Source organism: Kocuria sp. ICS0012, from assembly GCF_001665945.1.
In the GTDB taxonomy this organism is placed as follows: Bacteria; Actinomycetota; Actinomycetes; order Actinomycetales; family Micrococcaceae; genus Kocuria; species Kocuria marina.
In genome coordinates this window covers 14,832-27,398 of sequence record NZ_LZMM01000019.1, presented here as the reverse complement: position 1 = coordinate 27,398, position 12,567 = coordinate 14,832, and the positions used below count along the sequence as shown (strand labels likewise).

The window sequence follows — 12,567 nt, the reverse complement described above, 5'->3', positions numbered from 1 at the left end:
TCAAAAGTAGGGAGGCGCCATGGTGCTCACCAGCGAGGCATGGCGGTTGTGGGCCAAGACGTACTCCGATTTCGGCCGCGGAGCCGGTGGAAAGAACCAGGGCGCACGCCTATGGCTGGCGTTGCCGCAGCATCTGAGGGACGCGGCGGACGTGGGCGAGCGCCTCGTGCTCGAGTGGGTGCCGCGGGCTGTCCAGCAGCGCCTCGCCGCGGCATGTCATGGATCAGTCGACGACGCCGCCCGCTTGGTCGGGTTCCTCGCCGGTGTGCATGACCTGGGCAAAGCAGACGTCGCCTTCGCATCGCAGATCGAGGGGTCCCCTGAACACGGCTGGCTCTGGGAGCAGGTCCGAGCTCTACCCAGCTGTCCCCCGAACATGGGGTGGGTCCCAGAGCCACGCCCCCGGCACGCCGAGGTTTCCGATCTGATCCTGCGGCGTGAACTTCACCGCCGTTTCCCCGAAGTGGATCTCGCGGGCATCATTTCCTGCAGTTCCACGGCGGGTTGCCACCACGGGCGGCTGAGCGATCTGGGTCGGACCGACAATCCGCGAGCGGGGAGGGCCCGCGAGTTGTCCGCGTGGCTGGATCGCCACGGGTCGCAGTGGGCGTGCCTGTGGACGAGCATGCTGGACGACATCCTCGAACGGACGGGTGCCACCCCCGTGTTGGAGCAGGTCCTGGCCGCGGGCGGGCTCGGGATCGCAGACCAGCTATTGCTATGCGGGCTGATCACCGCGGCGGACTGGATCGCCTCGAACCAAGAGCTGTTCCCGCTGACGGAGAGCGGGCGCCATCCGAGTGACGACAGCCGCGCGGACGACGCGCTGCAACGACTTCGGTTGACCCGCGCCTGGCAGCCCGAGCCGACGACGTGCCCGCCGTTCCGTAGACGTTTCTCCTGGCCCGGATCCGCTGAGCTTCGGCCCTGCCAATGCGCCGCCGTGAAAGCGGCCGCGTCGACTGACGGCCCGTGCCTGCTCATCATCGAGGAGGAGATGGGCCAGGGGAAGACCGAGGCAGCGCTCCTGGCGGCGGAGATCCTAGCGGGGAACCTGGGCAGCGGGGGTGTGGCCTTCGCCCTCCCAACCATGGCCACGGCCGATTCCATGTTCTCCCGTGTCAGATCATGGGTCGAGACGCTCGAGGACGACGGGTCGGTGTCACACTCGCTCTTCCTGGGCCATTCGCGGGCCTGGCTGGAACCCGAGAACGAACGGCTGATCCGACAGACCCGTTCGGTGAACGGCCGCGGCACCCAAGCGGTCGTGGCTCACGAGTGGTTCACGGGCAAGCGAGGCATGCTCGCTGAGTTCACGGTGAGCACGATCGATCAGGTGCTGATGACCGCGCTGGCCACCCGCTACGTCACCATGCGGCACCTGGGTGTGGCGGGCAAAGTGGTGATCCTGGATGAGGTGCACTCCTACGACGTGTTCACCTCGGGCTACCTGGTGCGGACACTGACCTGGCTGGCCGCTCACGGTGTGAGCGTGATCCTGCTGTCCGCCACCCTGGCCTCGGGTCTGCGACAACAGCTGGAAGATGCCTACGCGGAGGGTCTCGGCGTGAATCCGGTTCCGGAGAGCGCTACTCCCGCTCCGTCAGCCAATACGAGTTTGGCCGCGCTGAAAGGCCGGGGGCGACGTCGTCAGACGCAGGTACGGCGGCCGGACGAGGTTCCGCAGTACCCGCGCATCTCGCTCACAGGGCAGCACGGGGTGCGATTCACGCCCATCGAACAGCGCGCCACGCATCGGCTGGTCGACGTGCATCTGCTGGATGACGATCTCGAGTCACTCGGTGACCTTCTCCTGTCGGACCTGCAGGACGGCGGTGTGGCGGGCGTGGTCTGCAACACGGTGCGCCGCGCGCAGGAGGTGTACGAACAGCTCCAGGATGATTTTGGCGAGGGGACCGTCGAACTGCACCACTCGCAGTTCACGGCGTGGGACAGGTCCGACAGGGAGAAACGACTCGTGTCCGCTCTGGGACCGAGCGCGCATCGGGGAACAGGGCGCCCGGAGCGCTTCATCGTGGTGGGAACCCAAGTCCTGGAGCAGTCCCTGGACATCGACTTCGACCTGTTGATCACGGATCTCGCTCCCGGCGACAGCCTGGCGCAACGCGCGGGACGCTTGCATCGTCACGCACGGCCCACGGATGACCGCCCGGCGGGGTTGAGCTCCCCGGTGCTTCACATTCGTGGGGTGGACATGGCCGGCCCGGTGCCGGTTCCCGATGCCGGGGCCACGGCCGTGTACGGGGATCGTGTCCTTCTGGCCACTCTGGCGGCCCTGCGGCCGTTCCTCGACGGTGGGCCCTGGTGCCTGACGCATGAGCTGGAGAGCGTCGTCGAAAACATCTACGGCCCGACTCAGGACGTCCCCAACACGTGGCGGGAAGTTTACGACCGCACCGCGCGCAAGGAACAAACCTGCGCAGCTGAATCCCGACAACGTTCCGCGACGTTCCAGCTCACCGCCCTGGCGCAGAGTCAGGGATACCTGACGGAAGTCTTCAAACCCATGATCGCGCAGGACGCCGAACGCTCGGAATCCGTGGCCCTGGCTCACGTGAGGGACATCGAACCCAGCGTGGAGGTGCTGCTGGTGCAGGAGAAGGGTGGGCTCCTCTCGCCCCTGCCGGGGGCCCTCCCACAGCGCGGCGACCGCACGGAATGGTCCGTGACGGAGACTGCCGTCCCGCCACCACGATTCGCGCGGGCCGTGGCCATGAGTTCGGTGCGTTTGCCGCGGTGGCTCGTCGCCCCTTGGGAGCTGGACGCGGCCATCGCCGAACTCGAGGACCAGGGCATGCGTGCCTGGCAAGCGGACTTCCGGCTGCGGGGCCAACTGGTTCTGCGCCTGGATGGGGAACTGCGCGGGGAGCTACTGGGGAAATCCTTCCTGTACGACCCCCGGCTCGGGATCCACCCCGTGGAGCTCGCCGCCCCCGACGCCTCGGACCCGTGGTGCGACGACACGGAGGAATACGACGTCATGGATGACCAGCTGGACTACGGGAAGGACCTGCAGTGAGCAGTCACAACTTCGATCTTCTACGAGAACCATGGTTGCGCATGCGCCATGCCGAGGGGCACGTCGAGGAGGTGGGGTTGCTCGAGTTCTACGACAGGGCCGAGCAGTTCACGGATCTCGCCGGGGAATCCGACACCCAGAACCAGGCGGTGTTCCGGCTCCTGCTGGGCGTTTTCATCCGCGCGCTGCGTCACCATGAACTGTTCGGCCCGGAGGATCGCCTGGCCGAGACCTGGCAGAAGGTCCAGGCGGCGGATGATCTGGGCGCGCTCGTGGGGGAATACCTGGAAGCCTGGGAGGGCCGCTTCAACCTCTTCGACGCAACAGCCCCGTTCTTCCAAGCGGCGGGACTGCACACCAAGAAAGAGGAGTATTCCGACGCGTCCGTGCTGGTCCCAGACACAGGGCCAGGACTGTTCTCCACGTCCACGTCTGCGGCCACCAAGACACTCCCCGCAGCAGCGGCCGCGCGATGGTTGGTGTACACCCAGGCGTATGACGTGTCCGGGATCAAATCCGGAGCGGTGGGGGACCCCCGCGTCAAGGGGGGCAAGGGCTACCCCATCGGTACGGGCTGGGCCGGGGCCATCGGGGCGGTGCAGGTCATGGGTCCCACGCTGCGGGACACCCTCGTGCTCAATCTTCCGGTGCGCGCGCTGCTGGCTCCGCGGGAAGAGGTCGACGCCGATCTGCCGCCCTGGGAGCGCGCGTCGGCCGATGCCTCGCCGCGTTCGGTCGACGAGGTTACGCCCACGGGTGTGGTCGACGTCCTGACCTGGCAGCAGCGACGCGTCCGGCTGTTCCCGAATCAGGAGGGGAACACCGTGGTCGGGGCCCTGATCTGCAACGGGGACAAGATCCGGCGCGCCAACAACTTCACGGATCCGACCACGGGGTACCGCTATTCCAGGGCGCAGTCCAAGAACGGCGTCGACGTCTTCTTCCCCAAGACGCACGATCCCGCGCTCACGGTGTGGCGGGGTATGCAGAGTCTCTTCGAGCAGAGCCGCCCCGACGAGCCCAAGGACCGCAAGCCCGCCATCGTCTCCCAGCTCCACGGCGACCTCGCGGACGTGGTGAACGCCGCCTATGAACAGAGCGGCACCACGCTGCGTCTGACGGGGATGAGCTACGGGACCCAGGACGCCGTCGTCGACGGTGAGGTGTCCGAGACGTATCCCGTCAGGGTCCAGTTGCTGACGGACCGCGCACAACAGCTGTGGCCAGTGGTCGCGGGCGTCGTGGGACGGGTGATGTCCTTCCGGGGCAGCATGGCGTGGTTCCACAAACAGCTCCTGGTGTGCGCCGGGGCATCCCCCGAAGAGGCGCCGCAGGCACCGGTGCAGGCGTGGCTCGCGGCGCTGGAGGCGCAGTTCGTGGCGTGGTTGGACTACCTGGGCGGGATTCCCGTTCCGGAGGACGCCGAACGGGAGTGGGGTCGGCGGATGCGCACCACCACCCTGTACTTCATCGCGGAGGCCGTTGCAGCCGCGGGCCCCCGCGCCGCGATCGGACGCACCGAGGAATCGGAGGCGGGGAAACTCATCATCCATTCGTCGGCCCGGTACGAGCTGTGGATTACCAAGAAGCTCGCGGAGACCGTGGCAGACACGGCACTGACCCCATGACGATCACCGGCCCCTCACCCAGCACAGGAGAGAACATGCCCACATCACCCCCCGAGACCATCGGCCTGGACTCATCGGTCGGGGCCTACGTCTCCCAGTTGCAACGTCGTTTCCTCTCGGGCAGCGACCCCGCGGCGCGAGGCACGCTCGCCAGGCTCCGCCAGGCCGTCGACGAACAGCCCGGGGACACCCCCGAGGTGTGGCAGATCGTCCTGGACGTCCTGCCCGAGCAGTTCCTCGGGACCCGGGACCAACCCACCCGGGGTGAATGGGCCGCACACGTGGCGCTCACCCTTTACGGGGTCCACCAACAGGGGAACCAGTCGCCCATGCACGCCCCCGGGACGAGTTTCGGGACGTCGATGGGCCGGCTGATGAGGGAGCGCCCGTCCGCGAAGTCACGCTATGACGCCCTCTTGACGGCGAGTCATTTCACCGGGCGCAGGAACTACCTCCGCACACTGGTCGGCCTGCTGTCCACGGACGGCATCCCCACGGACCACGGGCGGCTCGCCCTCGATCTCTTCCGGCTCCAGAGTGCTGCTCACAAGGACAGGGTGATACGTGTCTGGGGCAGGGACTTCTACCGCGCCTTCACCACCCGCACCGCCGACCACACCTCAGCGTGATCTTCAGGAAAGGAAAACCCATGACCACCTTCATCGACTTCCACGCCCTTCACACCCTGGCGCCCAACAACATCAACCGTGGCGAGGACGGGGCCCCCAAGACGGCCTTCTTCGGCGGGGTCCAGCGTCAGCGGATCTCGTCCCAGGCGTTGAAGGCCGCGCAGCGCAAAGGATTCGTGAACTACTTGGACCGGTCCCGGCTGGGCGTGCGCACCAAGCGCGTCGTCGAACTGGTCGCCCGGCGCATGTGCGAGCTGGACGAGTCCCTGGACGAGGCCACTGCCCTGAACCGCGCGGAGAAAGCGTTCACGAAGGCCGGGCTCAAGATCTCGACACCGAAGGTCAAGAAGGACGAAGACCCCAAGGCCCCCATGGCGGGGTACCTGATCTTCCTGGGACACCACCAGGTCGATCGCCTGGCCGAGGTGCTCGTGGAGAAGGGCGAGGCGGGGCTCGGCACCAAGAAAGAGGCCCAAGAGCTGCTCGACACTGAGCACGCCGTGGACGTCGCGCTGTTCGGACGCATGGTGGCTGACGACGCCGCGTTGAACGTGGACGCGGCCGTGCAGGTTGCCCACGCACTGGGTGTGCACGCCGCCGTCCCGGATTTCGATTACTACACCGCGATCGACGACCTCAACCGTCAGGACGAGCAGACCGGGGCCGGCATGATCGGGACGGTGGAGATGATGTCCTCCACCGTGTACAGGTACGCCACGTTGAACGTGGACCAACTTGTGATGAATCTGGGGAGCGTGGAGGCCGCGGCCCAGGCGGCCGAGGCGTTCGCCGCCACGTTCATCGAGTCCCTGCCCTCCGGAAAACAGAACACGTTCGCCGCGCACTCCCTGCCCGAGCTCGTGGCGGTGGCCGTCCGTGATCGGCGCCCCGTGAGTTACGTGACCGCCTTCGAGAAGCCCGTGGAGGTGGATGAGGGCCACGACCGGAGGGCGGAAGCGGCTGCCGCCCTCGCCCGGGAGGCCAGTGGAGTCCAGGAGACCTACGGAATGGTCCCTCGGGAGGAATGGGTCATGGCCGTTCCCGCGCTCAGGGCACAGGTCGAGGGACTGGGTGAGGTCAGGAGCCAGCCCGAACTCCTGGCGGCCGTCCGTGACGTGGTGACGGCATCCGCGGCGGGTACCCCGGAGGACCGTCGATGAGCGTGCTGATCCTGCGGTTGAAGGGGGCACAGCAGTCCTGGGGGACCTCATCGCGGTACAGGACCCGCGAGGCGGGCACCGAACCCAGCAAGTCCGGTGTCCTCGGTCTCCTGGCCGCGGCGCAGGGACGCGGGCGAGACGCCGAACTGACGGATCTTGTGGATCTCGAGTTCGGAGTCCGCACGGACCAGCCGGGCAGGTTGCTCGTGGACTATCACACAGCCCGGCGCCCCGGTTCCAAGAACTCGGCATTGTCCTCCCGTCATTACCTGGTGGACGCGGCCTACACCGCGGCGATCTCCGGACCCGATGCACTTATCGAGGGACTGGCCGAGGCCATCGACTCACCGCGATTTCCGCTCTACCTCGGTCGCCGCGCCTGCCCCGCCCCGGTGGACCTTCTGGGAGGCGTCGAAGCGGGCGACGACGTCGAGGCCCTCCTGCGCGACGTCGTCGTCGCCCCGTGGCTGGCGTCGGACTGGTACCGCGAGAAGGCCACGAAGACGGTGCACCTACCCCTCGCTCGGGACGCGAGGCCGGGGGAGGTGGGAGAGACGACCCAGGACGTTCCGTTGAGTTTCGACCCCCGACATCGTCTCTACGACGCCCGGTCGGTCGTTCGTCCGGAACCCGTCGTCGTCGAGAACCCGCTCGGGTCGGAGGCGGAAGACCTCTTCTTTCACACGGTCAAGGAGGGCTGATGTTCTTCACCAGGATCGAGCTCAATCCGCAGCGGCGTGAAACCAAGAAGCTCCTCGCCAACCCGCGGGCCATGCATGGAGCCGTCGAAGCGTGCTTTCCCCCGAGTGCGCGTTCGCAGACGACCGGCAGGAATCTGTGGCGGGTGGATGCAGACCGGCACGAGGTCAGGCTGTACATCGTCTCACCGTCCGTTCCGGAAACGGAACATCTGACGGAGAACGCGGGGTGGCGGTCGGCTCCCGCTGAGACCGCGGAGTACGACAGGTTCCTGACGGCCATCACCAAGGGCCAGCAATTCGACTTCCGCGTCACGGTTAACCCCGTCAAGAGGCAGTTCGTCCACGGCGGTAGGGGAAGGATCCTGCCTCACGTGACCGAAGAACAGCAGCTGGCGTGGTTCACCCAGCGGTCGGAGCAGTGGGGCTTCAAGCCCCGTGATCACGCTGTTGCCTCCCCGGACGGGAATACCGAGAAATCGCTCCCGGCACTGCGGGTGATCGGTCGAGGAGACCGGCAGTTCGGCAAACACGGCGACTCGCAGTATCACACCGTGACACAGCGTCAAGTGACCGTCGTGGGGCGGCTGGAGGTGACCGATACGGCACTACTGCGGGCCTCGCTGACGGCGGGCATGGGACGGGGAAAGGCCTACGGGTGTGGTCTGATGACGCTCGCGAGGGGCAGGTGACCCATGGTGGGTTCAGCTCCCCCGGAGTCCGCCGAACTCGTGCGCGCCGAGGACCGTTTGTCCTTCGTCTATCTGGAGCGGTGTGTGGTCCACCGGGACAGCAATGCCATCACCGCCACTGACGACAGTGGGACCCTCCACATCCCCGCGGCCATGATCGGTGCCCTCCTGCTGGGGCCCGGTACGCGAATCACCCACGCGGCGATGACTCTTGTGGGTGCATGTGCGGCAACGGTCGTGTGGGTCGGGGAAGGCGGCGTCCGGTGCTATGCCGCAGGGCGTCCCCTGGCCAGATCGAGCCGGCTGCTGGAGGCGCAGGCCAGGGCTTTCGCCAACCAGCGGGACCGGCTATCCGTAGCCCGTCGGATGTACGAGTTGCGGTTCCCGGACGAGGACGTCTCGAACCTGACCATGCAGCAATTACGAGGGCGGGAGGGGGCTCGGGTCCGTCAGATCTACCGTGATGAGTCGCGCAGGACCGGGGTCGACTGGGTGAAGAGGGACTACAAGCCGGGAGATCTGACGGACTCGGATCCGGTCAATCAGTCGCTGTCCAGTGCCAACACATGCCTGTATGGGGTGGTCACCGCAGTGATCCACGCTCTCGGGATGAGCCCGGGTCTCGGGTTTCGTACACGTGGGTCACGATCAAAGTTTCGTCTACGACGTCGCAGATCTTTTCAAGGCTTCGACAAGCATTCCCGCTGCCTTCGAGGTCGTGGCCTCGGGATCCACGGACCCCGTCAACGATGTCCGTCGCATCCTCCGCGACAGATTGATGAGCGGAGGCGTGATGGACCGGTGTGTGGACGTATTGCGTGAACTCTTCCTCACACCTCAGGAACTGCAATCCGTGACCCCCATTCTCTACGAGGACGCCATGTCCATCTGGTCGGGACGATCGGATTCGACGCTCGCCTCGGGACAGAACCATGACAGGGGCCAAACATGATGGTTCTGGCGCTCTCTGCCTGTCCCGTGGGGCTCCGAGGCGATCTGACCAAGTGGTTGTACGAGGTTTCGGCAGGCGTGTTCGTGGGAAAAGTCAGTTCCCGAATACGTAAACACCTGTGGGACAGGGTGCTCGAGACCTCGGGCTCAGGGCGGGCGATCCTCATCTGGAGCTCCAAGGGAGAACAGGGCTTGAAGTTCGAGGTCAAGGACCACCACTGGGACCCCGTGGACCTCGACGGCCTGACCCTGATGAAGCGGCGTTCCCGTGCACAGAAAACCCAGTCTCCGGAGCTGAAACGAGGGTGGAGTAAGGCCGGTGCGCAACGGCATCTGGGACGTCGGCGGTGAAAGCGCCGAAATCGATGCAAATGATCGTAGAGTGTCGATATAAACCCAGGTGAGGAAGTGTGCTCCCCGCGCATGCGGGGATGAGCCGACCGGGAGGGTGACCGGGTGGGATGCCGGGTCGTGCTCCCCGCGCATGCGGGGATGAGCCCGGCTCAACAGTGTGGACCCGTTCTGGACTATCGTGCTCCCCGCGCATGCGGGGATGAGCCGGCGCAGACGCTGACTGTCAAGGCTGGGGTCACGTGCTCCCCGCGCATGCGGGGATGAGCCCCTTCTTGCCGGCCTCCGCGATCTTCCGCAACCGTGCTCCCCGCGCATGCGGGGATGAGCCCTGGGAAATCCCCCCGGTCCTAAAAACCAACATGTGCTCCCCGCGCATGCGGGGATGAGCCCGTGTACTTCGGTTTAGCGGTCAGCTGCTCCGAGTGCTCCCCGCGCATGCGGGGATGAGCCCCCTGTACCCCTGCCCCGCGGACCCAAGGGTGAGTGCTCCCCGCGCATGCGGGGATGAGCCACGCCGGGGACCTGCTCGTGGTCTCCGGCCTGGCGGTGCTCCCCGCGCATGCGGGGATGAGCCGCGCAGACCCTCACGGTGAAGGCCGGGGTTACCGTGCTCCCCGCGCATGCGGGGATGAGCCACCCTGGACGCGTGCCTGGGCTACCTGGCGCAGCGTGCTCCCCGCGCATGCGGGGATGAGCCTCGGTGATCGCCCGGGTGATCGCGTCCTGAATGGTGCTCCCCGCGCATGCGGGGATGAGCCGTCGCACCGGTACAAGATGAGGACCCCGCAAGGGTGCTCCCCGCGCATGCGGGGATGAGCCGTTCACGCATACGCAGTGTAGGTAGGGGAAATGGTGCTCCCCGCGCATGCGGGGATGAGCCCGAGTACACCGAACACGTGAACCTCACCCCCGAGTGCTCCCCGCGCATGCGGGGATGAGCCGCGGGGGTCCCTGTTGAGCCCGTCCCAGGCTGGGTGCTCCCCGCGCATGCGGGGATGAGCCGCGGAACAGGGTTCAGGGTGCGGGGTTCGTCGGGTGCTCCCCGCGCATGCGGGGATGAGCCCGTATCCGTGACAGGGCGTTCATCCCCGTGCTCGTGCTCCCCGCGCATGCGGGGATGAGCCCGCCCCCTGCAGGTCGTCCTGTGACATGCCGGCGTGCTCCCCGCGCATGCGGGGATGAGCCCTCGATAGACCCCTTCGCAGTGTCCACGAGCTCGTGCTCCCCGCGCATGCGGGGATGAGCCCCGTGACTCGGCTGGTGCGACCGTGTGGGGTCCGTGCTCCCCGCGCATGCGGGGATGAGCCGAGGCTCAGAAGTCCGAGACGGAACGTGAGCGTGTGCTCCCCGCGCATGCGGGGATGAGCCCCCCGTGGCCGCCTCGAAAAACTCCGAAGCAACAGTGCTCCCCGCGCATGCGGGGATGAGCCCAGGTACTCCCCCGGCGACGAGTAGAACTCAGTGTGCTCCCCGCGCATGCGGGGATGAGCCCGCGGCCTTGCCGCCGGTGCCCATGGATCCTCCGTGCTCCCCGCGCATGCGGGGATGAGCCGCCGGCCTGGTTGGTGGACCGCGGGTCACAGAAGTGCTCCCCGCGCATGCGGGGATGAGCCGCATCTCCCACCCAGGGACAGGGTTACCGTGCTGTGCTCCCCGCGCATGCGGGGATGAGCCCTCGCGGCGTAACCCCAAAGCACTACCCCTGCAGTGCTCCCCGCGCATGCGGGGATGAGCCGGGCCTTGTCCTCACCACCATTCCAGGTGGGGAGTGCTCCCCGCGCATGCGGGGATGAGCCGCGGTCGAAGGGTGACGCCGAGGACTGATCTAAGTGCTCCCCGCGCATGCGGGGATGAGCCAAGGACGAACTGGAAGGAACCACCAATGACTGAGTGCTCCCCGCGCATGCGGGGATGAGCCCGCTGGGGACTGGGTGCAGCAGGGTGACCTTATGTGCTCCCCGCGCATGCGGGGATGAGCCCCCGGCTGGAAGTTCCCCGCCGCGACCTGCGCCGTGCTCCCCGCGCATGCGGGGATGAGCCCCACCAAGCTCAGACCAAATACCAAGACGCTCAGTGCTCCCCGCGCATGCGGGGATGAGCCCCCGATTGAGGCGGCGTGGGCTTATCAGGCGGCGTGCTCCCCGCGCATGCGGGGATGAGCCCAGGTCGTATGGACCGTGGGGATGACGTGGTGGGTGCTCCCCGCGCATGCGGGGATGAGCCCCCCCGCGTTCGGGGTGCTCATGCTCTGCCCCGTGCTCCCCGCGCATGCGGGGATGAGCCGTGTCCGAGCGAGAGGTGCAACGCCTGGACCGCGTGCTCCCCGCGCATGCGGGGATGAGCCGTAGTCCGCGGACTCCACCAGCTCACGGCGGATGGTGCTCCCCGCGCATGCGGGGATGAGCCCGCCCCGAACCACTGCGTCCCATCGGGGGACTGGTGCTCCCCGCGCATGCGGGGATGAGCCCCACGTGGAGAACCTGTCCTCCGTGTCCTGGTCGTGCTCCCCGCGCATGCGGGGATGAGCCCGGTGCGTGGTCGAAGTCCTGGACAATGTCCGTGTGCTCCCCGCGCATGCGGGGATGAGCCGTAGCGAAGGCCGGCGCCCGACACGGTACCCTGGTGCTCCCCGCGCATGCGGGGATGAGCCGTAGATGAGGGACACCGCGACGGCCATGTAGGTGTGCTCCCCGCGCATGCGGGGATGAGCCCGGTGCGTGGTCGAAGTCCTGGACAATGTCCGTGTGCTCCCCGCGCATGCGGGGATGAGCCGTAGCGAAGGCCGGCGCCCGACACGGTACCCTGGTGCTCCCCGCGCATGCGGGGATGAGCCGATTTTGGTGGTGGCCGTGGCCGCCGTCCTGATGTGCTCCCCGCGCATGCGGGGATGAGTCGGCCCACCAGGGGTCCACCACGGTCCGGACGAAGTGCTCCCCGCGCATGCGGGGATGAGCCCGCGATTCACCAAGCGATCGAGAACCAGATGGTGTGCTCCCCGCGCATGCGGGGATGAGCCCGGTTCCCGGGGATTAAACGCAACCCCCTTCATGTGCTCCCCGCGCATGCGGGGATGAGCCCCGGGGTGACGTACACGCCGGAGGCGATCGCCAGTGCTCCCCGCGCATGCGGGGGGATATGCAAATCCCCTAACTACTTCCGGCCCGCACCCGGAAGGGGACAGCCAGACCCTGGGTCATAAGGAGTGTGGGCGCAGTGGGCTCCTTCGCGAACTCGTCGTAGAGGAACGCCTGCGTCATGTACCGCTCTCCGTCCTCGTAGTAGCGAGTACCCAGGCACAGGGGCGGGCCGTTACGTAGCCCGCGCAGTCGCGGCGCTTCTCCCAACCCTGTTGGGCGGGCTCTCACAGCACCTCGATCTCGGCGTGGGCCGCCACGTCCGACCTGGGACCCACCCC

Annotated in this window: 8 protein-coding genes, 1 pseudogene and 1 CRISPR repeat array; all 9 genes and pseudogenes read left to right on the top strand. The window is 67.2% G+C overall.

Annotation, left to right across the window (positions count from 1 at the left end; all coding sequences use genetic code 11):
* Positions 1-19 precede the first annotated feature (19 nt).
* The 9 genes and pseudogenes from A5728_RS01820 to cas2e all read left to right on the top strand — a co-directional run bounded on the left by A5728_RS01820 (position 20) and on the right by cas2e (position 9,149).
* Positions 20-3,040 carry a CRISPR-associated helicase/endonuclease Cas3 gene (locus A5728_RS01820; protein WP_064845429.1) on the top strand — a complete coding sequence of 1,007 codons (3,021 nt, stop codon included), beginning with the start codon at positions 20-22 and terminating at the stop codon, positions 3,038-3,040.
* Positions 3,037-4,668 (top strand): type I-E CRISPR-associated protein Cse1/CasA, encoded by a 1,632-nt coding sequence (gene casA / locus A5728_RS01815; protein ID WP_156523342.1) that lies wholly within the window; start codon positions 3,037-3,039, stop codon positions 4,666-4,668. The genes A5728_RS01820 and casA overlap by 4 nt, the downstream gene beginning before the upstream one ends.
* Before the next feature lie 35 nt (positions 4,669-4,703).
* Positions 4,704-5,297, top strand: a complete 594-nt coding sequence (gene casB, locus A5728_RS01810) for a type I-E CRISPR-associated protein Cse2/CasB (protein WP_064845427.1) — start codon at positions 4,704-4,706, stop codon at positions 5,295-5,297.
* Positions 5,298-5,317: 20 nt separating this feature from the next.
* Positions 5,318-6,457, top strand: coding sequence for a type I-E CRISPR-associated protein Cas7/Cse4/CasC (gene cas7e / locus A5728_RS01805; protein WP_064845426.1), 1,140 nt, complete (start codon positions 5,318-5,320; stop codon positions 6,455-6,457).
* Entirely contained in the window at positions 6,454-7,158 is a 705-nt protein-coding gene (gene cas5e / locus A5728_RS01800) for a type I-E CRISPR-associated protein Cas5/CasD (protein WP_064845425.1), read from the top strand. Before cas7e ends, cas5e begins: the two co-directional genes overlap by 4 nt.
* Positions 7,158-7,847 carry a type I-E CRISPR-associated protein Cas6/Cse3/CasE gene (gene cas6e / locus A5728_RS13945; RefSeq protein ID WP_064845424.1) on the top strand — a complete coding sequence of 230 codons (690 nt, stop codon included), beginning with the start codon at positions 7,158-7,160 and terminating at the stop codon, positions 7,845-7,847. Before cas5e ends, cas6e begins: the two co-directional genes overlap by 1 nt.
* A 3-nt stretch (positions 7,848-7,850) precedes the next feature.
* Positions 7,851-8,444: pseudogene (cas1e, locus tag A5728_RS14640) on the top strand (type I-E CRISPR-associated endonuclease Cas1e); the annotation flags it as partial.
* A gap of 40 nt (positions 8,445-8,484) precedes the next feature.
* Positions 8,485-8,799, top strand: a complete 315-nt coding sequence (locus A5728_RS14635; RefSeq protein WP_231885476.1) for a hypothetical protein — start codon at positions 8,485-8,487, stop codon at positions 8,797-8,799.
* Positions 8,796-9,149, top strand: coding sequence for a type I-E CRISPR-associated endoribonuclease Cas2e (cas2e, locus tag A5728_RS01785; RefSeq protein WP_064845423.1), 354 nt, complete (start codon positions 8,796-8,798; stop codon positions 9,147-9,149). The genes A5728_RS14635 and cas2e overlap by 4 nt, the downstream gene beginning before the upstream one ends.
* Positions 9,150-9,208: 59 nt before the next feature.
* A CRISPR array of direct repeats spans positions 9,209-12,290; the repeat unit is 28 nt; unit sequence GTGCTCCCCGCGCATGCGGGGATGAGCC.
* Between the last annotated feature and the right edge of the window lie 277 nt (positions 12,291-12,567).

Excerpts from the sequence above, each read along its gene's own strand:
- cas2e (WP_064845423.1), top strand. The coding sequence starts at position 8,796 with ATGATGGTTCTGGCGCTCTCTGCCTGTCCCGTGGGGCTCCGAGGCGAT.
- casB (WP_064845427.1), top strand. The coding sequence starts at position 4,704 with ATGCCCACATCACCCCCCGAGACCATCGGCCTGGACTCATCGGTCGGG.
- cas7e (WP_064845426.1), top strand. The coding sequence starts at position 5,318 with ATGACCACCTTCATCGACTTCCACGCCCTTCACACCCTGGCGCCCAAC.
- cas6e (WP_064845424.1), top strand. The coding sequence starts at position 7,158 with ATGTTCTTCACCAGGATCGAGCTCAATCCGCAGCGGCGTGAAACCAAG.
- A5728_RS01820 (WP_064845429.1), top strand. The coding sequence starts at position 20 with ATGGTGCTCACCAGCGAGGCATGGCGGTTGTGGGCCAAGACGTACTCC.
- cas5e (WP_064845425.1), top strand. The coding sequence starts at position 6,454 with ATGAGCGTGCTGATCCTGCGGTTGAAGGGGGCACAGCAGTCCTGGGGG.